Raw genomic sequence first — 20,525 nt, 5'->3', positions numbered from 1 at the left:
TCTTTCGTAAGATCGTAAGTATTTTTGAGACAGGATATCCAGCATGGCGATTTACCAGGTAACAGAACAAGGGTTTCAGCCCATAGAAGCAACGAACTTCGCCGATGCGGGTTTCAAGGAACGCGAGCATCTTCAGCAGTTGTTGAAGCAGCAAATCGATGTCATTGCGCCGGACACGCTGGTAATTTCCGAAGAGTTCGGGAATTGGGAGGATAGTCGGCGCAGGATAGATCTCCTGGGTATCGATAAGGACGCCAATCTCGTCGTGATCGAACTCAAGCGAACCGAAGACGGCGGTCATATGGATCTGCAGGCGATCCGTTATGCGGCCATGGTCTCCACTATGACATTCGACGGCGCTGTCGATGTCTTCGAGCGGCACTTGAATACATTGGGTAAGGAGGAGGATGCACGGGAACGTTTGTTGGAGTTCCTCGACTGGGAAGAGGCTGATGAAGACCGGTTTGCGCAGGAGGTGCGCATCGTTCTTGCTGCAGCGGAATTTTCAAAAGAGATTACAACCTCTGTGCTATGGCTCAATGAGCGCGGTTTGGATATCCGGTGTATCCGGCTTCGTCCGTACAGGGACGGTGACAAACTGCTACTGGATATCCAGCAAGTAATTCCGTTGCCAGAGGCGGAGGAGTACCAGATCCGGATTCGGGACAAAGCTCGTTTGGAACGAGTATCCCGGACTCAGTCGCGTGATCTGACCAAATTCGATGTGACTATCGGGGACGAATCATTCAGGCACCTTCCAAAACGACGGGCGATATTTCATGTGATCCGACATCTGTGCGGTTCAGGTGTGGACCCGGAAGAGATACGCGCGGTGATCACCTGGAAGAGCAATATGATGCGGGTCGTTGAAGGCAACCTCGATTCAGTCGAGTTCGAGAAGAAGCTGGCGGAGCAACTCGTCTCCGAGGGTAACAAACCCGAGACACGGCGATACTTCATCGGTGATGACGAACTGATTCACTCTAATGGAAAGACTTATGCCGTGACGAAGATGTGGGGAACACGCACGGCCGAGGCGATTGATCTGCTCCTGGAGAAGTTCACTGAGCATCGAATTTCGTATCGTGAAAGTACGGCATAAAATCAAATATTGTTAGGAACAGGAAGGGAGAACTTTGTGAAATCGGAGGCGATGGGAATACTCGACCAAGCAATCTCAAACCACCCTTTTCGTCCAAAAGGGATCAAGGTTGGAACGGAGTTGTGGAAAGCGTTGAATGAAACAGGGCGAATCAAATGGAAGCACGGGTATATTGAAGGGATTGCAGATTCCGGAATTGATTTTCCGGTTCTTGATGAAAACATATTTGTTCATGTTGATCCCGATCTGCGGGACTGGGACTATGTTCTTCCGCGAGGTTTGTAACAAGATCATCATAAGTCCTCCAATTGGAGATAACGTCACTCTGTAACGATCAAGAAATGGTGGCGATGAGAGAAATTGAGATTGCTATGCCAGACGATTTAACAACTGCGAAATCGGCCATTGCTAAGCTCCACAAAGAAATGGAGATGATCAACCGTTTGGTCAATCCGTCCTACCTAAGCGTGATCGAGCAAATGGAACGCACTCTGGAACCCATTCGTCGTCAGCAGTTGGAAATCAGTCGCGCCCTCGAAATGTCAGGAGCAGCGGCCCGGATACAGGAGATCGTCAGTGCCAATCAACACTGGCAGGAATTGATAAAGCAGACCACCGCGACAAGCCGTATTGCCGAGAGCCTTACGGTTGCACATCAGTCATGGCTTGATCGCATCAAGCCCATCCAGCATGACTTCTCGCATCTCGCACAGCTTCAGGCCTCCGCAAAGCTGGCTTTATGTGATACCTCACTGCGACTTGTAGCCACGGAACGGCTCATGGCGGGCATTGATTTCTCGGCGATAAGGAGTCGCTTTCAAATCGAGGTGCCAGTCATCGCGGGGCTGGAGAGTTCAATAGCCCACGTGGCCGCTTCGTATGGGAGTTTGGCGGAGTCACTGCGGGAGATTTCGGACATCACACGCCTGCCTACCTTTGTTTTGCCTGGGGCCACCCGTGAGATCTACACCACCAGCTTCGCGCTCGAATGCCTTCGTCCCTGGGACGAACGTGACGAGGAAGATGCCGAAACGGAAATTCAGCTAGTTGCTGAGGCGGAGCTGGAAACATCGGGCTGCATCGCTCTCCTGCAGCAGGTCGATCCAGGACTCGCTCGGCCGTACATCGGCGCTCGTGACGCCCTGCAAGGAAACAATGCCGATCGGGCAAGGCACATACTGAGCTCGCTAAGAGAGCTGTGGAACCATCTGCTCAGACGATTGGCTCCCGATGAGTCCGTTTCCGCATGGATTCCGGGGATTGCCGATCAGAAGGACCTGTTGCATGAGGGCAAGCCGACCCGTCGAGCCAGGGTACTGTATGTCTGTCGCGAGCTGAACAACGCTCCACTGAGCGACTTCTTGATGCACGACACTCGGGCACTGGTGAAGCTGATCGAGTTGTTCAATCGAGTGCACGAATTGGAGTCTGAGCTGACCGATGAACAGCTCAGGGCCATTCTCCTAAAGACAGATTCGTGGTTGATGTACATCCTGCAGATTTGGGTAGGGGGAGATGGCAAATAGTCACGCGGCATCAATACTCAAGCATCATGAGCAAGATGGATGGTATGCCCGGGGATCACTCTGAGCATTTCGATATCGTCGTCGAGAATGACAAACCTCTTTAAGCTGGGAAAGGAAAGATACTGTAAAATAAGTAGCGCCAGCATTTGACCTTTTTGTCGGCTAAGAGTGGAGTGGGGCGCCTCCACAGGGGTTCATGACCCTGCTAGATGGAGCATTCAGGCAAAGAAAAGGAATTATTTTCAAGAAATTTCTGAACATGGTATTTATAATGGTATTAGCTTAACGGAGAATTATAACTATATGAAAATAAACGTAATAAACAGCTCGTTTACAATCGAGTGGGAGTGAGCCGATGCTGCAGGACGGGGGCGTGACATGCTGAAATCCGCCGTGCAGAAGTCGCTGGGTCTCTTCGGGCTGGGTATCCACCGCACCGGGCAGCGGCGCGAAACCTGCGACATCAGCGGTTTGCCGGCGGTCGATGTCGTGTTCGATATCGGGGTCGCCGACGGCACGCCCTGGCTCTATCGCCAGCTGCCCGCGGCGGAACTGCACCTGTTCGATCCGCTCGATCCCGCGCCTGCGCTGGAGCGGCTGCTGCGCGGGCGCAGCTATACCTTCCACAAGTGTGCCCTGGGGTCCGCGCCGGGCGAGCTCGCGTTACAGCACAATATCGATCAGCCGAGCCGGTCGTCGCTGCTCAGCCGGACAGCGCTGACCGCCACCGACCAGGCCTACGAGGAAATCGTCGTGGCGGTGCGCACGCTGGACGAGGTCGTGTCCGGTCTGCCGCACCTGCAGGGTCGGCGGATCGGCCTCAAGGTCGATACGGAGGGTTACGAACTGGAAGTCCTCCGAGGCGCGGTCCGCACGCTGGCGCAATGCGCCTTCGTGGTCTGCGAGGCTTCCATCGCCAGGCGCTTCGAAAACAGCTACCGATTTGAGGAACTGGTCGGGTTCATGGCAGAGCACGGCTTCACGGTGCATTCGCTGCTCACGGCCGAGCGCGATGGCAACGGCATCATCCGTTTCGTCGATATCGCGTTCACCCGGCGCGCTTAGGCGCGTGCGCGCGCTGTGCATGCCAACGGCGGCGGTGAAGTCGTGAGCAGCCGGGCGCCGGGCGCGGCAGCGGCAGCCGGTCTGACATGACAGCCCCGGTCGAACACTGGATGCAGCAGGCGCTGACCTGTGCCGCGGCAGCCGCGCAGGCGGGCGAGGTGCCGGTGGGCGCGGTGCTGGTCGCGGACGGTGTGCTGGTTGCGCGCGGCCGCAACCGCCCGATCGGCAGGCACGATCCGAGTGCACATGCGGAGATCGACTGCCTGCGTGCGGCCGGACAGGCCTTGCGCAACTACCGGCTGCCGGACACCACCCTGTACGTCACCCTGGAGCCGTGCCTGATGTGCGTCGGCGCCATCGTGCATGCACGCGTCGCACGCGTGGTCTTCGGTGCCCACGATCCCAAGAGCGGCGCGGTCTCCAGCGTTTGCCGCGGCTTCGAGCTGCCCGGGCTGAATCACCGGGTGACGGCGCAGGGCGGGGTGCTGGAGGCGGAGTGCGGTGCGTTGCTCAAGGCGTTCTTCCAGGCGCGCCGGCGCTGAATTTGCGGGTGCCGCCTGCCGGTAGTATCGTTGGCAGGCACGCTCGCTTGTCGCAGGCAGGTCACTTCATGCAAATGTTCGCCCCCCCGCTCCTGGTTTTGCTGCTGTGTTTCGCGTGGCCGGCGCCCGCGGCCCCGCCCGAGCCGGCGCCGGCCACGGTGGCCATGGCGCTCACGCGCATATCCGAACACGTCTGGGTGGTGCAGGGCGGTGCCGGGGTGGCGACCGACAACCAGGGCTTCATCTCCAATGCCGGCGTGGTGGTCACCGGTGCCGGTGTGGTGGTGTTCGACGCGCTGGGCACGCCGGCGCTCGCGCAGCTGCTGCTGGAGAAGATACACGCAATCACCGACCAGCCGATCGTCCGCGTGGTCGTCAGCCACTATCATGCCGATCACATCTACGGTCTCCAGGTGTTTGCCGATCTCGACGCCGAGATCCTCGCCCCGGCCGGGGCCGCAGACTACCTGGCATCCGCCGCCGCGCGCGAGCGACTCGAGGAGCGCCGTTTCACCCTCGATCCCTGGGTGAACGAGCAGACCCGACTGGTGCCTCCGAACGAGTTGCTGGAGGAGGGTGCCAGTTTCAGCCTCGGTGATGTCGACTTCACCGTGACCGTGGTCGGCAACGCGCATTCCGACGGCGACCTCGTGATGTACGTGGAGCCGGACCGGGTGCTGTTTTCCGGCGACATCATCTTCGAGGGCAGGGTGCCGTTTCTCGGCGATGCCAACACCAGGCTCTGGCTGGAACTGCTGGAGCGCATGCAGCTGGAGCGCTTGACCGCGCTGGTGCCCGGGCATGGTGGTGTAGCCCGGGAGCCCGCCGCGGCCATCGACCTGACCCGGCGTTACCTGGCCTATCTGCGCGAGCGGATGGGGCAGGCCGTGGCCGATCTGGTGCCTTTCGACGAGGCCTACCGGGATACCGACTGGAGCGGGTTCAGCGACCTGCCGGCATTCGCGGAGGCCAATCGGCGCAATGCCTATCAGGTCTATCTCTCGATGGAGGCCGAGCTGCTGGGGCAGTAGCCGCGCACCGCGTACGCCGTATATTCCAGGCCGTGCACCCTATTGGTGTTTTATCCAGCGACAGCGTCGCTACAGCGCCGGTGAGCCGAACTGCAGCGGATCGCGCCGTACGTTGACCGACGGGTTTTCCTTTTCGGTCAGCCAGACCAGGATATCGTAGTAGGTGCGGATGTTTTCCACGAAGCGCACCGGTTCGCGCCCGCGGGCGTAGCCGTAGCGGGTCTGCTGAAACCACTTCTTCTTGCTCAGCAAGGGCAGGTTCTTTTTCACGTCCACCCACTTGTCGGCATCGCCCTTGTTCTTCACGGTGAGGATGCGTGCATCCTCGAGATGTCCGAGGCCGACGTTGTAGGCCGCCAGTGCCAGCCAGGTGCGGTCGGGTTCGGGTATGCGCTCGGGAATCCGTGCCAGCATGCGCGCCAGATACTCCGCGCCGCCGTGGATGCTTTGCGCCGGATCGAGCCGGTCATCGATGCCAAGATCCTCCGCGGCATCCAGGGTCAGCATCATCAGGCCGCGGACGCCGGTCGGTGACACGGCATCCGGGTCCCAGTGGGATTCCTGGTAGCCGATGGCCGCCAGCAGGCGCCAGTCCATGCCCACGGCAGCGGCCGCCTCGACGAAAGCCGAACGGAAGGTGGGCAGGCGCTGCTCGACGTGAGCCTGGTAGCGCCGTGTTCCCACGTAGTCGAAATCCTCGACGTGGCCGAAGTAGCGTTCGACCAGCTGTGCCAGGATGCCGTTGTGCCGGATCTTGTTGAAAAAGGTGACGGCTGCAAGGTACAGGCTGGTGTCCTCGGTCGGCGGAAAGGCCCAGGCCACGTCCTGCGGCGCGCCGAGGTCGAAGGCGGGTTCCAGTTCCGGGTAGAAGTGGCGGGTGACGGACAGTTCGCTGGAATCGGCGACCGTGTAGTCGATCAACTGCTGCCAGACCATCTCCAGCAGTTCCTCGCTGTCCTGCTCCTTGTTGGCCTGCCATGCCAGCGCCGGATATTGCTGCTGCAACTCCTCCAGCAGTTCCTCGTGGCTGCTGCCGGCGAGCACCTCGAGCGTGCCGTCGAGGTCTGCCAGGGAGTGTGGCCGCATCGTGCCGCTGCGGTAGACCAGCTGCGGTGTGATGGTATGGTAGGACGGCCCGAAGCGGACCTTTTCCCGGCGCCTGGCGGTCACCGTCAGGCCGGCCGCCGCCAGGTGTGCGTCGCCGAGGGCGATGAGGGGCAGGATGTCGTTGAAGTTTGCCGGGATGACGACGTGCAGTTCCACGCCGAGATAGTCCGCGAAGCGCTGGGCGAGTTCGTATTCGAATCCGGTCGGACCGTCAGGACCGACAAAGTAGGTGGTCGAGCTGTTGCGGGTGATGACGACAAGCTGGTTCGACTGCTGGACCTGCTCCAGCAGCGACGGGGTACGGCCGCAGGCCGAGAGCAGCAGACACGCGAGCAGGATCAGTTTCATGCCGCCCGTGGCAGATACGGTGATGCATGCGCTAGAATGTGCCTCCCGGCCGGGTCGCGGCACGCGCGCGAGCGGCAGGACAGGTTGTCGCGCTGGTTCAGGCATGGGCGGTCAGTCTATTTCCCTGATACATGTGTGGTTATAATAGCCTATCCGTCACCGGATCGGCAGATTCTACACGCCGGCTTGTAGTGTGGATCATCCACGCGAGTTCACTGGAGAGGTACCGAAGCGGTCACACCGGCACCGACTCGAAATCGGTTGAGCCCATTACCGGGCTACGAGGGTTCGAATCCCTCCCTCTCCGCCAATCAACATATGCGCCCCTGTTGGGGCGTCTGTGTCTTCAGGGGCGGGGTGCGGATTTGAAACCCGGTTCCACAAGCCGGCAGGACTGCCGTATTCGACGCAGGCTGAGCCGGCGACCGCCGGAGCGAGCGACGCGGCCCCGCAGGGGTGAGGCGCGCAGCGCCGAATCATCCCGCCTTCCCGGACAGGGGGATAAGGCCCCGTCGGGCGCCGTATCCGTCAAGCTGCCGGTGAGCCCTATCCCGCGCTCGAGTTGGCCCTCTGACAGGTCCTTCCGGTTTCTCCGCGTCGGGTGTGCTGCTAGTATCGAATTTAGCTGCGCGCCTGTAGCTCAATGGCAAAGATCGAGGGTCGCTGTTTGCATGGATGGGTGAGCGGTCCAGCCGCTGGAAGTAGCCATTTCGTTGATGGTGGTGCGCGGACATGCTGGCTGTCAGCCCTGTGAACCGGTAAATGATGACTTGAGGTTGAAGAGCACCGGGCTGTTCACCCGGGGAAGCGGGTTCAATTCCCGTCAGGCGTACCACATTGCCCCGGATGCACCGCTTGCCTTGCAGCATACAATGAGCCATACACAGGCCGTCATAGAAAAGTGGCTGGCGCGCTGGGACGCCTTGCAGTGTTTCGCGGCACCGGATGCGCCGGGACAGCGCAAGTTCTTCAATTTTGACAGTGCACCGTTTCCCAGCGGCGCGTTGCATGTCGGACACGCCCGCAACTATGTACTTGGCGATGTCATGGCCAGGTTCAAACGGCTGACCGGGCATGATGTGCTCTACACCACCAATTTCGATGCCTTCGGCCTGCCCAACGAGCTGGCAGCGGAGGCGGCTAACACGACGCCAGACAGTCTGACCTTGGCGAACATCCAGTGCATGACCCGGACGCTGCGGAACCTGGGCATCAGCTACGATTGGCATCGGGTCAAAACCACATCGGATCCACAGTATTTCAAGTGGACACAGTGGCTGTTCCTGAAACTCTTCGAAGCGGGTTACGTTTACCGCAAGCTATTGCCGGCAACCTGGTGTGAGTCTTGCGGCACGGTTCTGGCCGATATGCAGGTCGTAAACGGATCCTGCTGGCGTTGCGGCAACCCGCCTGTGCGGCGCGATACGGCGCAATGGTTTATCCGCCTGACCGCGGCGACCGAGCAACTGTTGGCAGGGATTGATGCACTGGACCGGTGGTCCGTGCGGTCCCGCAGGCTGATGCGTGGACATATCGGAGCGCTGCAGGGTACCGCAGTCGAACTGCCGGCGGTCACCGCTGCGGGTGCCTACGGAACGCTGCGGGTCTTCGTGCCGGTTGGCTTGCGGATCGAAGACGTGGACTATATTGCCAGTGCCTGCGGCCATCCGGCGGTGCGTGTGCTGCTCGAGGCGTGCCCGTCACGGCATCAGGCCGTCACGGCAGGCGACTATGACAAACGCTGCCGGGCCATGAGCGCTGCTCTGCCGCCGGAACGAATCAGGCGGCGCAACAAATCCGGGGCAACTCGCGGCGGGTTCGATACGGGCATCCGGGTCTGCGTGCCGGGGTGCGAGCGAACCATACCGGTGTGGGCGGTCAACCACTTGGCCGTCAGCTCCGGTGCGCGGATATGTGCCTGCAAAGCGCCGGCCAGCGACGGAGAGAGGTATGCCGCGGCAGCCCTTGCTGCCCGTGACTGCAATGCACCGCATGCGCGCGGCGATGCAAGCGGGCACGGGACACCGGTGACGCGCTATCAGGTGCATGACTGGCCGGTTTCCAGGGAAAGACGCTGGGGGACGCCGCTGCCGCTGGTGGATTGCGCCCACTGCGGGACCGTGGCAATTCCGTATGATGCGCTGCCCTTCAGTGCGGCAGCGCCTGGCGGTATGACTGCGGCTATGGCGGCCAATCATGTCAGCTGTCCGAGCTGCCGGCGGCCTGCGCGACCGGAACCCTACACCCTGGACTGCTATCTCGATGACAGTTGGTGCTTTCTCTCGGCACCGTCAAAGGATCTGCGCACAAATCCGTTTGTCGACTGCCGCTCGAATGGCTGGTTCCCGGTAGATCATTACCACGCGGGGTACGACACTTATACCTATTTGCATGTCTATCGCTTCATCGGGTGGTTTCTCAAATCGGAGGGTCTCCTAGAAGACGCGGAGATCATCCGTGCATATGCAGGCCATGACCTGGTTATGGATGAAGCAGGTAAAATCGGCAAGCGCAATGGCGCCGATCATGGCTTAGACCGGCTGCTGGAAGAATACGGTCCTGATGCGCTGCGTATTGCCGTATGTCGCGCCGCTGCGCCGGGCAAACCGATCAAATGGACGCCAGCGCTGCTAGAACCTGCGGTTCGGCTGTTACGGCGCTTCGAGTCGACGGCGGAAATGCTGCGCGGTCATGCTGCAGCCGGGATGAACCGGCCGGATTCCCGGCAGAGCTCGGCGTTCACGCGGCGTGTGGCGGGCCTCATCCAGGATTACCGGCCGCATGCGGCGCTGGCGTTGATTGAGGCCAGGCTGGAGCAGCTGCGCAGGCGTTTGCGGGTTGCAAGGCAAGCATCTGCCGGCGGCGAACGGCATGGCTCGAAAAACGCTGACGACTTCGAACGCCTTGTCATGTTGTTCAGCGTGTTCGCGCCGTTTACGTGTGAGGAAATATGGGAACGGATGGGACATGGCGAGCCCGTGTCCATGTCACGGTTGCCGCCGAATGAGAACAGCGGCTGCAAGCGACCGTGATGCGAATTTGCGGGTTGTTGCCGGGCGGGGCCTTGCCGCAAATGTGGACTGGTGCGGTGCGTAAGAGCCCTGTTGCGGAAGGCGCGATAATCAGAGACATATCGATGCGGCTGGGCGGGGTGGTTGGACTGTGATCCTGGCGCGGGGCTGATATACTCCCCTGAAAATCCGTAAACCATAAAAAAGGATACGAGGCGTGATACCTGAAATTGATCTGTCCGGATTGCAACCCGTCGATGATGTCTCACAGTCAACCCGCTTGAGCAGCGGGGCGGAGCGGTTCCTGGAGCAGGGCGTCCTGCTCGTAAGGAATGCGTTTGCCCCGGAATATATTCAGCAGCTGCACGCTGAGTACCAGGTGCGATACGCAAAATATCTCGTCGACGAAAGCAGGCGTAAGATGTCCGATTTCCACGATGCAAAAGGTGTCGGGCACAAGAGAATCATGATACCGCTGCACCTCGCTGGCGCATTCAACGATCAACAGTTCTATGCCAATCAGGGATTGCTGCCATTGCTGCAATATCTGCTCGATGAATCGATGATCATGAACAGCATGGGCTCCGTGTTCTCGCTCCCAGGCGCGCCTGATCAGCACATTCACAGGGACATGGCGAACATCTACGTTACCAAAACCAATCGGGACGCTGGTGAACAATGGCTGCGTTATCCGCCGCCCTACGCGATCACGGTCGCGATACCGCTGGTGCCGATAACGGAGCTGACTGGCTGTACCCGGATCTGGCCCGGCACCCACACGACGACGGTCAGGCATGACGATCCAGGGCTGGGGGATGGCGAGGAGTTCGTCTGCGCGATCGGGTCATGCATACTGTACGATTACCGCGTGCTGCATGCGGGTGCGGCCAACCGTTCGGACATTGTCCGTCCGATGCTGTATTGCGTCTATTCGAGAAACTGGTTCAGGGATGCCATCAACTACAACAAGCACAAACCGCTGCTGGTGGATGAGGATGAATTTCTCAGGGTGCCGAAGAAATATCGGCATCTGTTCGACTGGGCGGTGGGCGAGAGTGATATCGACATGGGGGAAACCACGCAGCACATTGGCAGAAATGCGCTCTGTTACTGCAATAGCGGCCGCAAATACAAGCACTGCCACGGCAAGTTGGGTTGAATGCCCTGCATGCGCCCGGCTGTAGGCGCTGCGCGAACCGGATGGGGTGCAAAGCCCCCCGCGAGAGCTGGCCGCCATCACTGCCTGCGTTGCGGTCCCCTGTCGCGTACCGCTGGCACAGCGGCAAATGATACGTCGGCATGGCCGTGCAGCGGACGCGCTTGCTGCCACATTCGCCACGCCGGCCGCATGCGGGTGGCATTCCGGCTGCGCCGGCAACCCTGGCGGTAATCCCGGCCCTAACCGTTGGTGTCTTGCCCGGCGCGCAGGTGCGGCCGGGTCGGCGGCGTGGATGTAAAAAAAACCCGGCCGGTGGCCGGGTCTGGACCAGGAGCGACTGCGGCAGGACCACTAGAAGATCGCGGTCAACTGCACGGCGAGACGGTTGTCCAGGCCGTCCAGGTTATCATTGGGGCCGGTGCCCGGGGCGAAGCCGGGCGCCTCGTCATCGTTCATCTCGTAATTGATCGCGATGCGGGTCTTCTTGTTGAAGTGGTACTGTGTTCCCAGGGTCCAGCGCTTGCGTTCGAACTCGAAACGACTGCTGTTCTTGAGCCGGTTGTAGTAGTCATAGCGGACATCCAGTTCCCAGTTGGTGTTCGGGATGTACCAGCCGCCTTCCACATACCAGCCATCCGCCTTCGCGAAGGCGCCGCTGTTCGCCGCGGTCGGATCGCCCTGGGCTGCATTGGTAAAGTCGAAGTCCGGGTTGTTGGGGCCGACGAAGATCATGCCCTTGCCGGTCATGTACTCGGCCGTGAAGCGATAGGGTTTCTTCAGATACTTGAAGCCCAGGCCGGAACGCTTGCGGTCATACTCGACCGGATTGGCCGTGCTGTCGTTGGTCAGGTCGGCGGTGCGTTTGCCGTCCTGGTGCCAGACCCAGAACTTCATCCCCTCGCGCCAGGGGCCACTGCCGCCGAATACCTTTTCGGCGGAGAGATAGAGGTAGTAATCCTTCCCGCCGTTGGTGTCCGAGAAGTTCAGGCCGTTGCCGTTGCCGATCATGAACGCGTAGCTGAGGTCCCAGTCCTTGTCCGGACCGACCATGAAGGAATCGAATACCTGGACGCCGACATCACGGAATGCGCCCACACCTTCATCGAACCCGTTGAGGTCGGTTCGTCGGCAGCGGCTGCGCGGGTATGTCCGGCGTGTAGGCCTTGTTGGGGAACCGCTCGAGCAGCAGCTCGTTCGTCACCTTGGTGAAATTGATGTAGTCGAAGACGTGGATCGCCTGCAGGCCTTCCTCGGCGCCGGGGTATTTGAACAGGCCGGCCCGGATCCGGGCGCCCGGGACATGACTGAAGGTCACGCTCGCGTCGGTGGCCTTGACGAAGCTGTTGCCCGGCGCGGTGATGCCGTTGTTGCCCATTTCCAGCAACAGGAAGTAATTGGTCTTGCTGTCCAGCGGGAAGTTGCTGCCGCGCACGCCGATGCGGGCACGGTTGACATTGAAGGCGGACTGCGAGTCCAGATTCGGACCGATGAGTTTGGGCGGGATGTAGGCGCCCGCTGCATTGGGATCGCTGTAATCCTTCTGGTACTGGACCTGCACGAATCCCCACACTTTCGCGCGTTCCGCTGCGCCGGCTGGCTCGGTGCCCTGCAGCATGAGCCAGTTGGCCGCCTGGGCACTCGTACCTGCCAGCATCCCCCCGGTAACGACAGCTGCCAGGGCTGCCTGCCTCAACGTGTAATTCCCCATGAATAATCCTCCAGTTTGTAATGTGATAACGGGCTGCCCACGGTGTGGGATCGCTCCCTGCAGACCGGTCCGGCTACCCGATCAGGGTTTCACCAGGGTGTAGCCCTGTTCCGTCAACTCCAGGATGCGTACGACGCCCGCCTTGACCTTGACGGCGTCAGGATTGAGTGCGGGTTCGTAGCCGAGTGCACCGGTCATCTTGGCGAGCGTGTTGCTGCAGGCAGCGAAGCGGACACCGTCGGCGCTCAGGCCGCCGATGCGGTCCTTGTTGACGTTTTCCGCGAACATGAGGCGTACCCCCGGGCCGAAGGCCACGATCTCGATATCGACCTTGTCAGTGCCGTATGCCTTGAGCAGGTTTCCTGCCACGTTGAGAATCAGCGTCTGCTTGGAAGGATCATCGTCGCTGATCTGCAGTACCACCTTGTGTTCGGCAAAGGGTTTCTCATCCGCAGCCAAGGCCGGCGCAGCGATGCATGCGCAGGCCATGAAGCCGGCACAGACCGCCAGCATCCAGGCTGTCAATCGCTCGGGTATTCGCATTACATTTCTCCTGGTTGAATGACACGAGATACAAGCTGCAAGCCGCAGGGCGTTGCAAGGATCGGGAGCAAGTTCACCGATCCCTAGGAATAGACGCGGCGGGTTCGGGAAATATTCCCGGTCGCGCCGCAGTGCCGCCGTCGCCTGGCGTTACAGGCCTTGCAGCCATGGCGCAGGCGGCGTGCAGCGCGGGCCGGGTTGAACAGTGGAATAAATCCGCGTCAGCGCACGTCCCTGCATTTGGTATTGTTGGCGGCTGTCGCTGCGGCTGCCGTAGTCGGCCGCGGCGGCGAACAGCGGGGTGCAACTGTGAGGAGGAAGACTATGAAGAAGGCAGGAATTCTGTTTGCGTTACTGGCGGCGATCGCCATGCCGATGGCATCTGGCCTGATGGCGGATGAACGCTATGAGAGACAGAAGGTGGTCTACCACATCAACTATGACGATGCGGTCACGCAGGCAGCGGCACTGCGCAATATCCAGAATCACATCAACGCGGTCGGCAAGGACAATCTCGATCTCAAGGTCGTCATGCACGGCGCGGGATTGTCGCTGTTGCTCGTGCCAGAGGCGCTGGCCAACACCAAGATGAAGGCCGCCAATGCAAACGAGGATGTGCAGGCGAAGATTGCCGGCCTCAAGGACCAGGGGATTGCATTCCAGGTCTGCGGCAATACGCTGAAGGGCAAGCAGATCGATTTCCAGCGCGATTTGTATGACGTCAGTGCTGCGGACATCGTGCCAAGCGGCGTGGCGGAACTCGCGCGTCTGCAGCAGCTGGGGTATGCCTATATCAAGCCCTGAATGCGGGTCGACGGCACGGCTAACCGGCCGCCTGGCCGGCCCGCCGTGCCGCTGCCTCAGACGCGGATATAGACCCAGCCCTGTTGCAGGCGGTCAACTATCGCCTCCAGCGCGCCTGGAATCACCCGTGCCTCAGGGATGAGGTGTACGTCTACGCCGCGCATGTGCAGTTTCTCGATGCTGCGGTTGCAGGCCAGGAAGCTGATATTGCTGAACCGGCGGGTGAGTCGCCGGATACGTTCCACGTAGGGCGACTTGTCCTGCCGGAGCAGTGCGAGTCCCTCCGCGTTGGCGATGACCTCCAGCTGCACCCGCTCGGGATGATCCTGGTAGTTGACCAGCATCTCTTCCGCATCATCGAGCGCCTGTTCCATGCGCTCGCCGTCCATGGTGCTGACATGAATGATCACACGTCTGGTTTCCTGCCTGGTCTCCTGGGCATCGGCCAGCGTTGTCGTGCCGCTGCTGTGGGTCTGCAGCAGCATGCCGGTTGCGGCGCCGACCGCGAAGATCATGCCGGCAGCCGCCGCCCTGAAGGTGAATTGCCGTGTGCGCGCGTTCTGCCACCGGTGCCGGCGCTGCGCCGGCTGTTCCGGTTCGCGATAGGCGAGCTTCACGGCATCCTTGGTCTGCAGCAGTTCGCAGACCCGGCAGGCGAGTTCCTCATCATGGCGCATGGCCTCCATGATCTCGGCGCGTTCGCCGAGCTCGATTTCGTCGTCCACGAACGCCTGCAGCTGTTCGTCGGAGTAGGTGTCGCGGGTGTTCATTTGACCCTCCTTAACCGCGCGCGCGCGATTTCGTGGCGCGGATCGTACTCCGCCAGCGCGACCTTGAGCACCTTCCTGGCCCGGCAGATGCGGCTCATGACCGTGCCGATCGGTATATCGAGTATTTCGGCGATTTCAGCGTAGGAAAACCCGGCCAGGTCGACCAGGGTAATGACCTGGCGCTGGCCATCTGGCAGTTGCTCGATCATGTGCCGTACCCGTGTGACCATGTCCTGGCGCTCGGTCGCGCAGGGGATGGCAGGGTGCTTGTCCGCCGGCAGACTGTCGATGTCCACGGTTTCGCGGCGGCTGCGCAAATGGTCGTACCAGCAATTCGAGAGTATGCGTGTCAGCCAGGACCTGACGGCCCGGGTGTCCTGCAGCTGTCCGGCGCTGCGCAGGGCCTTCACCATCGTGTCCTGGACCAGGTCGTCGGCCAGCGCGGGTTGGTGGCACCACGAATAGGCGAGCTGGTAGAGCAGGTCACGCTGTTTCTCGAGTTCCCGGCATATGAAACGCGTGTTGTTGAACATCGAATCCCCCCGGATCGCGACAGGTTCTTTTAGCAGGTTCTCATGCCCTGCGGCACGGCGGTTATCCGCCCTCAACCTCAGACGGCCGGGTGGGCTGATTTATTCCCGCCCGTAACAGCAGGCGCGGCCGCGGACCCCGCAGCGCTGGGTGGATTCCAGTAACAGGCCGATTATAGTGGTTTACCGCGACACCCTTCACAGGGGGCGGGCACGCTCTGGTGCAGCGGCTGGTACGCGACATCACCCGGTAGCCGCCGTTGTGCAAGTACTGGATCCGGCCCAGCCGCAGCCCCGCGCTCTGCGTCGGGCGCTGCCGTGCCGGCCCGCCGGCGCGATCCGCGGCGTTACCGGGACGGATGCATGCGCGCGCGCTGCCACGCCGCGAGCAGCCGCCGGTCGCGCCCGTAGGGGTCGCCCTCGAAATGTGCGCTGCCTGCTGCATCGGTCCATACATTCATGTAGATCAGGTAGACGGGCAGGGCGTGTTCCAGCGCGATCGCACGCGTCTGGCCGCGGTCGATGGCTGCCTGGATGGCTGCGCGGTCCATGTGCTGTTCCGGCAGCAACAGGTATTCCGCCAGCAGGTCGGGATGCTCGATCCGCACGCAGCCGGAACTGAAGGTCCGCTCCGGCAGCCGGAACAGGACCGGTGTCGGCGTGCCGTGCAGGTAGATGTCGTAGGGGTTGTCGAACGAGAACTTCAGACTACCCAGGCTGTTGTCGGGCCCGGCATCCTGGCGCAGGGTGTAGCCGAAATGTTCCGGCTGCAAACTCGCCCAGTCGATGTTGCGCCAGTCCACCTCGCGCCCGTCCCGCGCGGAATATATCCGGATGCGATTGCGCTGCAGAAAGGTGGGGTCCTGCCGCTGCTGTGGCAGCAGATCCTCGACCGCGATGGTATGCGGCACCGTCCAGGCAGGATTGATGGTGACGAGATCGATCCGGCCCGCCAGGCTGGGTGTCTGCCGGTAGGTGCGGCCGACGATGGCGCGCATCGCGAGCCGGGGTGTGTCCGACTCGACGACCTCGAGCCGGCCGGCGGCGATGTTGACGCGCACGTGCGCTGTCTCCGGCTGGCGCGGCAGCCAGCGCCACCGTTCCATGGCGATCCTGACCTGGTCGATGCGCTGTTCCACGGGGACATTCAGCGCCGCGCGCGTGTCGTCGCCCACGATGCCGTCGACCCAGAGCGCATGACCGGCCTGGAAGCGCTGTACGGCCTCGGCGAGACCGCTGTCGAAATAGAGCGGGTCGGCCTGCATGTCGGCACGGTAATCGCCGCTGATGCGCAGGCGGTTGCGCAACGGGATCACCCGTTCGTCGCGGGCGCCGGGGTGCAGCGCCGCACCGGCTGGCAGTGCCGGCCAGCCGCCCTGCGCGCGGATGTCCGACAGCTGCGCGAGTGTTGCGCGCAGCGTCCGATACTGTGCATAGGGCGGCTGCAGCCTGTCCCGGTACGCCAGCACCGCGTCGGCGGTGGCGAACAAGGGGGGTGGGGTGTCCGTGGCGTCCGGGCGTGCGATGTGCCAGTCCGGATCCAGGGACGGGTCCAGGCGCCCGCGTGACAGATCGTGACAGTACTGCGCGAAGGCCGCTGCCAGTCGTGCCTGGAACTCCCCGGTCGGTGCGGTCTGTGTTGCGCTCCGTCAGCCCTTGCAGTGCCGCGGCCGCGTAGTCGGCGGGATCCAGGCCGTCCTGTTCCGCACTCAGCAGCAGCTCGAGCTGCGCGCGCTGCGCCGCGTCCGGCACCGTCGTCGCGCCATCTGCAGCCGCAGCGGCGTGCTGCCCCGCGAGCAGGCACAGGGCGGCGAGTGCGCTGGTCATGCGCCCGCTGCGGGGAAAAAAATATCCCCGCCGGAGCGGGGATCCTTCACCAGTCATGGTGTCGTTACCGTGCGGGACGCTGCCCGCGGGACGTTCAGGCACGGCGTCGTGTCAGACCCAGGACGCCGAGGCCGCTCAGCATCAGCCAGGCTGCGCCCGGCAGCGGGACGATGGTGACGGGCGTGCCGGTGAAGCTGGGGAACACCTCGTTCACGTTGGCGATGATGCTGCCCAGCCCGTTGGCATCCGCCAGCGAGATGGCGGTGGTGCCCTGGAGGGTGTTCGTGATGAAACTGTAGGTGCCGATGGTGCCGGCGTCGAACGTGATGTTGCCGAAACCGACCGTCACCGTGTTGTTGCTGCCGGCGGTGCCGGTCGTCGGCGTTGCCGTGGTTCCGCTGACTGCCTCAGTGAATCCCGTGTAGGTCAGGTAGGCGGGGTCGTAGGTGATGATCACCTCGCCTGAATAAGGCGCGCTCGCCACGTCGCTCATGTCGATGTCCAGGTTCACGCTGAACGATGCGTTGGTGCCGAGCGTGGTCGCGGTGGGGACCAGGACGACCGACGCGGCGGATGCGACTGTACCGGCGGCTGCCAGGCACAGGCCCAGCAAGGTTCTGATTGCGATTGACTTCATCATGTCTGCTGCCTCTTGTGCGATTGTAGTTGTTGACAGTGAAAAAAACAGGTATCGACGTGACGGACTACTGGACCTGGGGCACCTGCTGCAGCAGGCCCACGTCCCGTACCGGCAGGGTACCGTCGCCCGTATCCAGGATCACGTCGACCGCATGTGCCACCGACTGGCTGCCGGCCGCGCCCAGCAGCACGCCCTGGACGTAGCCCGACTGGACATTGGCGCTGAATTGGGCGGGATCCGACACGAGATCGACCGCCTGCACCGGGCCGCCCGCCTCGAAGGCATAGCCGGGATTCTGCCAGCTGCCGCTCCAGGCGGGCTGGCTGCCGAAATTCACGGTGATGTTGGCCAGGGTGTCGGTGTGGCCGGACATGATGCCCGAGAACGTCGCGGTCACGTTGCCGGCGTTGAGGGTATCCAGCGTATCCAGCGTGCTGGCGATGCCCCAGGCGAACACCCCTGAGCTGGTGTTCTCCGGTGTCTGCTCGGTCAGGTTGCCGTGACGCCAGATGCCGGCCGCCTGGTCGAATTCGCCGTTCGCGTCCGGCGCGCCCTGCAGCACGATCAGTTTGGATTCGACGTCGCCGACCGTCGCCTCGTAGCGGGGCGGTCCGGGGATGTTCGCGGGATCGAGGCCGTCGTTTGATACCGTTTCCTTCTCACCACCCGGGTCGACGACGAACTGGTTGACGGCGGGGTCCATTTCGAACGGGACTACACTGGAAGCGCTGGTATCGTCGGGTTGTGCGACCAGGCCGGGCGCGATCGTGGCAAACCCGCAACCGGCGCCAGGGGTGCAGGATCCCAGTGGCGGCGTCACCGGTTGATCCGTTGGCGGGTTGTCGAACTGGTCGGGCCGCAGGTTCGGATCATCCTTGGCCAGGACGATCGGCGCGACGGCGCCACCGCCGGCCGGGGCCAGGTGCGCCCAGGGGCCCCAGCAGTGTATGGATTTCGCGGCATCGGGACTGGCGCAGGGATCGGTTGGCGCGCCGGCCGCAGGCTTGATATCGGGCGCCGACTGGGCCGCCAGCTGCTCCCGGCAGCCATCGACCAGACTCTTGGGCACCGAAGCCGGATCGGCAGCCCAGCGCTTGAGGATTTCCGCGCAGTCGCGATCCTTGAGCGCCATGCCGCCGGCATGGCTGGTGTTGAGGAAGAGGGTACAGCCTGCCAGTAAGAGGATGCTGAGGTATAACCGCATGATGCGTGACTCCTTGTGCTGAAAAACGTTCCTTTTATTCAGTGTTTTTATGCAAGGAATGCGCCATTATAAAATACGTTTCAATAACATATGGTTAGAGATGTCTTTCGCTGTCGGGCCATAAATGAGTAACGTAAACTGACACCTCGTCGTTCAGCCCATGCGCCAGGACGAATACAATTTGTTGAAATTCCAGTCGAAAATCTCCAGCCTCCGGCATGTCAGCTGTAAAATTTCACGACACCCGCGGCCCGCTGCCGGGCGGGCCGGACGGCCGCCCGCACCGCGCTAGAAGGTCCGCGACAGCCCGAGGCTGACCTGGTCCCGGTCGTAGTCGTAGAGCGGTACATTCGAGGCATTGTCCGTCCGGGTCCAGCTGCCGATCAGGGCCCACTTGTCCAGTACGCCCGCGGCGAAGGTGTGCTGGAAGCCCAGGGTATAACGCCATTCCTCTTCGTCGCGGGGATTCGGGAAGCCGGGCTCGAGCCCGAGGTAGTCATAGTGACGGTAGCCGACCCGCCCGAACACGGTGCCGTTCTGCCAGGCCTGGACCACGCCGCCGATGAACAGGTCGGGGCCCTTGTTGGCGAAGCGCTCCGCGTCATCGTCGGTATCGAAGCGGAAATAACCGGCGCCGCCCTTGAGCGCCACCTTCTGGCCGAACAGGTACCGTCCCAGGGTGACACCGGCCCACTTGTACCAGCCCTCGCGCTCGCCGTCGCTGTCCTTGTTGTAGTCACGCCGGGTGAGTACGCCCTCCAGACCGAGTTCGGTCGCGGCACCGAGTTGCCACTGGACGGAGGGATTGAGACTGGTGAACAGCGCCAGCCGGCCGTCGCCCAGCCAGATCTGGTCGGCCTGCAGGCCGATGCCGGCGCGCCAGTGACGCGGCACCACCCAGGCAGGGCCGGTGCGCAGTGTCAGCAGGCCGAGGTTGAAATCCTGTTCGTCGAAGTAGCCGCGGTAATAGGCGCTGACCGAACTCTGCCACAGGAAATAGCCGGTATGCTCGCCGGACTGGAACCGACGGCCGGGGTTGTAGGTGTGGGCCAGTCCGGGATTGATCACGAATGCCTGGTCCTCCCGACCCTGGGTGACCGCGAAGGGCGTGCCGCCGATCTGGACGATATCCTGCTGCGGACCGACATTCACGTTTGTGTCGTGCATCAGTCCGAGATACAGCGACGGCTTCCAGCTATGGCGTGTCGCCAGCCGCTGTTCGTCCTCGTCGATCTGGGCCAGGAACGCCAGCACCGTGGTGCGCACGGCAGGCGGCGTGTTGGGATCGTCCAGCACCTGCTGCGCCTGCGCGCGTGCCGCCGCGTAATCCATGGACAGGTAATAGGTGCGCGAGAGTTCGAGGCGTGCGCGATGCATGCCGGGATTGCTGCTCAGCAAGGTTTCCAGCAATTCGCGTGCTGTCTTCAGCCGGTCCGCCTCGATTGCCTGCAACGCGGCTGCGAACTGGTCCTGCATCGCCTCGGCCCGTGCCGGTGCCGACAGCGTGGGGGCGCAACAGCAGCAGACCGTTGCCAGCATCGTGTACAGCAGCGCGCGCTCACGACGCGCGCGCGGCGTCCCAACTTTTCCTTGAATCATGGTCTTGGC

Annotated in this window: 19 protein-coding genes, 2 tRNA genes and 1 pseudogene; 11 read left to right on the top strand and 11 right to left on the bottom strand. The window is 62.0% G+C overall.

What is annotated here, in order from left to right; genetic code table 11:
* Nucleotides 1-43: 43 nt before the first annotated feature.
* The 6 genes from R3F42_12805 to R3F42_12780 all read left to right on the top strand — a co-directional run bounded on the left by R3F42_12805 (nucleotide 44) and on the right by R3F42_12780 (nucleotide 5,266).
* Nucleotides 44-1,102, top strand: a complete 1,059-nt coding sequence (locus R3F42_12805) for a hypothetical protein (protein MEZ5542902.1) — start codon at nucleotides 44-46, stop codon at nucleotides 1,100-1,102.
* A gap of 36 nt (nucleotides 1,103-1,138) precedes the next feature.
* Entirely contained in the window at nucleotides 1,139-1,387 is a 249-nt protein-coding gene (locus R3F42_12800; protein ID MEZ5542901.1) for a hypothetical protein, read from the top strand.
* 56 nt (nucleotides 1,388-1,443) lie between these two features.
* Entirely contained in the window at nucleotides 1,444-2,628 is a 1,185-nt protein-coding gene (locus tag R3F42_12795) for a hypothetical protein (protein MEZ5542900.1), read from the top strand.
* A gap of 378 nt (nucleotides 2,629-3,006) precedes the next feature.
* Nucleotides 3,007-3,693: an FkbM family methyltransferase gene (locus tag R3F42_12790; GenBank protein MEZ5542899.1), complete on the top strand. Its 687-nt coding sequence runs from the start codon at nucleotides 3,007-3,009 to the stop codon at nucleotides 3,691-3,693.
* Between the two features lie 86 nt (nucleotides 3,694-3,779).
* Complete coding sequence (gene tadA / locus R3F42_12785; GenBank protein MEZ5542898.1) at nucleotides 3,780-4,235, top strand: tRNA adenosine(34) deaminase TadA; 456 nt, start codon at nucleotides 3,780-3,782, stop codon at nucleotides 4,233-4,235.
* A 68-nt stretch (nucleotides 4,236-4,303) separates the two neighbouring features.
* Nucleotides 4,304-5,266, top strand: coding sequence for an MBL fold metallo-hydrolase (locus R3F42_12780; protein ID MEZ5542897.1), 963 nt, complete (start codon nucleotides 4,304-4,306; stop codon nucleotides 5,264-5,266).
* 69 nt (nucleotides 5,267-5,335) lie between these two features.
* On the opposite strand, the gene mltF is transcribed toward R3F42_12780, so the two are convergent.
* A complete protein-coding gene (gene mltF, locus R3F42_12775; protein ID MEZ5542896.1) occupies nucleotides 5,336-6,826 on the bottom strand; it encodes a membrane-bound lytic murein transglycosylase MltF in 1,491 nt (496 codons plus the stop codon).
* A gap of 112 nt (nucleotides 6,827-6,938) precedes the next feature.
* On the opposite strand from mltF, the gene R3F42_12770 reads away from it, so the two are divergent.
* The 4 genes from R3F42_12770 to R3F42_12755 all read left to right on the top strand — a co-directional run bounded on the left by R3F42_12770 (nucleotide 6,939) and on the right by R3F42_12755 (nucleotide 10,891).
* A tRNA-Ser gene (locus R3F42_12770) sits at nucleotides 6,939-7,031 on the top strand.
* Nucleotides 7,032-7,350: 319 nt separating this feature from the next.
* Nucleotides 7,351-7,556, top strand: a tRNA-Asn gene (locus tag R3F42_12765).
* A 37-nt stretch (nucleotides 7,557-7,593) separates the two neighbouring features.
* On the top strand, nucleotides 7,594-9,753 hold the full coding sequence (locus R3F42_12760) for a class I tRNA ligase family protein (protein MEZ5542895.1): 2,160 nt from the start codon (nucleotides 7,594-7,596) through the stop codon (nucleotides 9,751-9,753).
* 196 nt (nucleotides 9,754-9,949) lie between these two features.
* Complete coding sequence (locus tag R3F42_12755; GenBank protein MEZ5542894.1) at nucleotides 9,950-10,891, top strand: phytanoyl-CoA dioxygenase family protein; 942 nt, start codon at nucleotides 9,950-9,952, stop codon at nucleotides 10,889-10,891.
* Between the two features lie 351 nt (nucleotides 10,892-11,242).
* Here the strand turns inward: R3F42_12755 and R3F42_12750 are convergent, their stop codons facing one another.
* The 3 genes from R3F42_12750 to R3F42_12740 all read right to left on the bottom strand — a co-directional run bounded on the left by R3F42_12750 (nucleotide 11,243) and on the right by R3F42_12740 (nucleotide 13,142).
* The gene (locus tag R3F42_12750; GenBank protein ID MEZ5542893.1) at nucleotides 11,243-11,986 is read right to left on the bottom strand and encodes a hypothetical protein; all 744 of its coding nucleotides are present in this window, start codon (nucleotides 11,984-11,986) and stop codon (nucleotides 11,243-11,245) included.
* A 4-nt stretch (nucleotides 11,987-11,990) separates the two neighbouring features.
* Nucleotides 11,991-12,599 carry a hypothetical protein gene (locus R3F42_12745; GenBank protein MEZ5542892.1) on the bottom strand — a complete coding sequence of 203 codons (609 nt, stop codon included), beginning with the start codon at nucleotides 12,597-12,599 and terminating at the stop codon, nucleotides 11,991-11,993.
* 81 nt (nucleotides 12,600-12,680) lie between these two features.
* Nucleotides 12,681-13,142, bottom strand: a complete 462-nt coding sequence (locus tag R3F42_12740; protein MEZ5542891.1) for a hypothetical protein — start codon at nucleotides 13,140-13,142, stop codon at nucleotides 12,681-12,683.
* A 324-nt stretch (nucleotides 13,143-13,466) separates the two neighbouring features.
* Here R3F42_12740 and R3F42_12735 point away from each other — a divergent pair, with 324 nt between their 5' ends.
* The gene (locus R3F42_12735) at nucleotides 13,467-13,946 is read left to right on the top strand and encodes a DsrE family protein (GenBank protein ID MEZ5542890.1); all 480 of its coding nucleotides are present in this window, start codon (nucleotides 13,467-13,469) and stop codon (nucleotides 13,944-13,946) included.
* Nucleotides 13,947-14,002: 56 nt separating this feature from the next.
* On the opposite strand, the gene R3F42_12730 is transcribed toward R3F42_12735, so the two are convergent.
* The 7 genes and pseudogenes from R3F42_12730 to R3F42_12700 form a co-directional block, all read right to left on the bottom strand.
* Complete coding sequence (locus tag R3F42_12730; GenBank protein MEZ5542889.1) at nucleotides 14,003-14,716, bottom strand: hypothetical protein; 714 nt, start codon at nucleotides 14,714-14,716, stop codon at nucleotides 14,003-14,005.
* The gene (locus tag R3F42_12725; GenBank protein MEZ5542888.1) at nucleotides 14,713-15,249 is read right to left on the bottom strand and encodes an RNA polymerase sigma factor; all 537 of its coding nucleotides are present in this window, start codon (nucleotides 15,247-15,249) and stop codon (nucleotides 14,713-14,715) included. The genes R3F42_12730 and R3F42_12725 overlap by 4 nt, the downstream gene beginning before the upstream one ends.
* A 344-nt stretch (nucleotides 15,250-15,593) precedes the next feature.
* Entirely contained in the window at nucleotides 15,594-16,352 is a 759-nt protein-coding gene (locus R3F42_12720) for a L,D-transpeptidase family protein (GenBank protein ID MEZ5542887.1), read from the bottom strand.
* 54 nt (nucleotides 16,353-16,406) lie between these two features.
* Nucleotides 16,407-16,853 (bottom strand): annotated as a pseudogene (locus R3F42_12715) (peptidoglycan-binding protein).
* A 314-nt stretch (nucleotides 16,854-17,167) separates the two neighbouring features.
* Nucleotides 17,168-17,713, bottom strand: coding sequence for a VPLPA-CTERM sorting domain-containing protein (locus R3F42_12710; GenBank protein ID MEZ5542886.1), 546 nt, complete (start codon nucleotides 17,711-17,713; stop codon nucleotides 17,168-17,170).
* 64 nt (nucleotides 17,714-17,777) lie between these two features.
* Nucleotides 17,778-18,917: a hypothetical protein gene (locus R3F42_12705; protein MEZ5542885.1), complete on the bottom strand. Its 1,140-nt coding sequence runs from the start codon at nucleotides 18,915-18,917 to the stop codon at nucleotides 17,778-17,780.
* Between the two features lie 288 nt (nucleotides 18,918-19,205).
* Nucleotides 19,206-20,516, bottom strand: a complete 1,311-nt coding sequence (locus tag R3F42_12700; protein ID MEZ5542884.1) for a surface lipoprotein assembly modifier — start codon at nucleotides 20,514-20,516, stop codon at nucleotides 19,206-19,208.
* Between the last annotated feature and the right edge of the window lie 9 nt (nucleotides 20,517-20,525).

It is taken from the genome of Pseudomonadota bacterium, from assembly GCA_041395565.1.
Classification (GTDB): Bacteria; Pseudomonadota; Gammaproteobacteria; order UBA9214; family UBA9214; genus UBA9214.
This window is presented reverse-complemented; position numbering and strand designations above follow the sequence as displayed.

Coding starts and splice junctions, on each gene's coding strand:
- R3F42_12805 (MEZ5542902.1), top strand. CDS start 44: ATGGCGATTTACCAGGTAACAGAACAAGGGTTTCAGCCCATAGAAGCA.
- R3F42_12795 (MEZ5542900.1), top strand. CDS start 1,444: ATGGTGGCGATGAGAGAAATTGAGATTGCTATGCCAGACGATTTAACA.
- R3F42_12790 (MEZ5542899.1), top strand. CDS start 3,007: ATGCTGAAATCCGCCGTGCAGAAGTCGCTGGGTCTCTTCGGGCTGGGT.
- tadA (MEZ5542898.1), top strand. CDS start 3,780: ATGACAGCCCCGGTCGAACACTGGATGCAGCAGGCGCTGACCTGTGCC.
- R3F42_12780 (MEZ5542897.1), top strand. CDS start 4,304: ATGCAAATGTTCGCCCCCCCGCTCCTGGTTTTGCTGCTGTGTTTCGCG.
- mltF (MEZ5542896.1), bottom strand. CDS start 6,826: ATGCCTGAACCAGCGCGACAACCTGTCCTGCCGCTCGCGCGCGTGCCG.
- R3F42_12760 (MEZ5542895.1), top strand. CDS start 7,594: ATGAGCCATACACAGGCCGTCATAGAAAAGTGGCTGGCGCGCTGGGAC.
- R3F42_12745 (MEZ5542892.1), bottom strand. CDS start 12,599: ATGGGGAATTACACGTTGAGGCAGGCAGCCCTGGCAGCTGTCGTTACC.
- R3F42_12740 (MEZ5542891.1), bottom strand. CDS start 13,142: ATGCGAATACCCGAGCGATTGACAGCCTGGATGCTGGCGGTCTGTGCC.
- R3F42_12735 (MEZ5542890.1), top strand. CDS start 13,467: ATGAAGAAGGCAGGAATTCTGTTTGCGTTACTGGCGGCGATCGCCATG.
- R3F42_12730 (MEZ5542889.1), bottom strand. CDS start 14,716: ATGAACACCCGCGACACCTACTCCGACGAACAGCTGCAGGCGTTCGTG.
- R3F42_12725 (MEZ5542888.1), bottom strand. CDS start 15,249: ATGTTCAACAACACGCGTTTCATATGCCGGGAACTCGAGAAACAGCGT.
- R3F42_12720 (MEZ5542887.1), bottom strand. CDS start 16,352: ATGGAACGGTGGCGCTGGCTGCCGCGCCAGCCGGAGACAGCGCACGTG.
- R3F42_12710 (MEZ5542886.1), bottom strand. CDS start 17,713: ATGATGAAGTCAATCGCAATCAGAACCTTGCTGGGCCTGTGCCTGGCA.
- R3F42_12705 (MEZ5542885.1), bottom strand. CDS start 18,917: ATGCGGTTATACCTCAGCATCCTCTTACTGGCAGGCTGTACCCTCTTC.
- R3F42_12700 (MEZ5542884.1), bottom strand. CDS start 20,516: ATGATTCAAGGAAAAGTTGGGACGCCGCGCGCGCGTCGTGAGCGCGCG.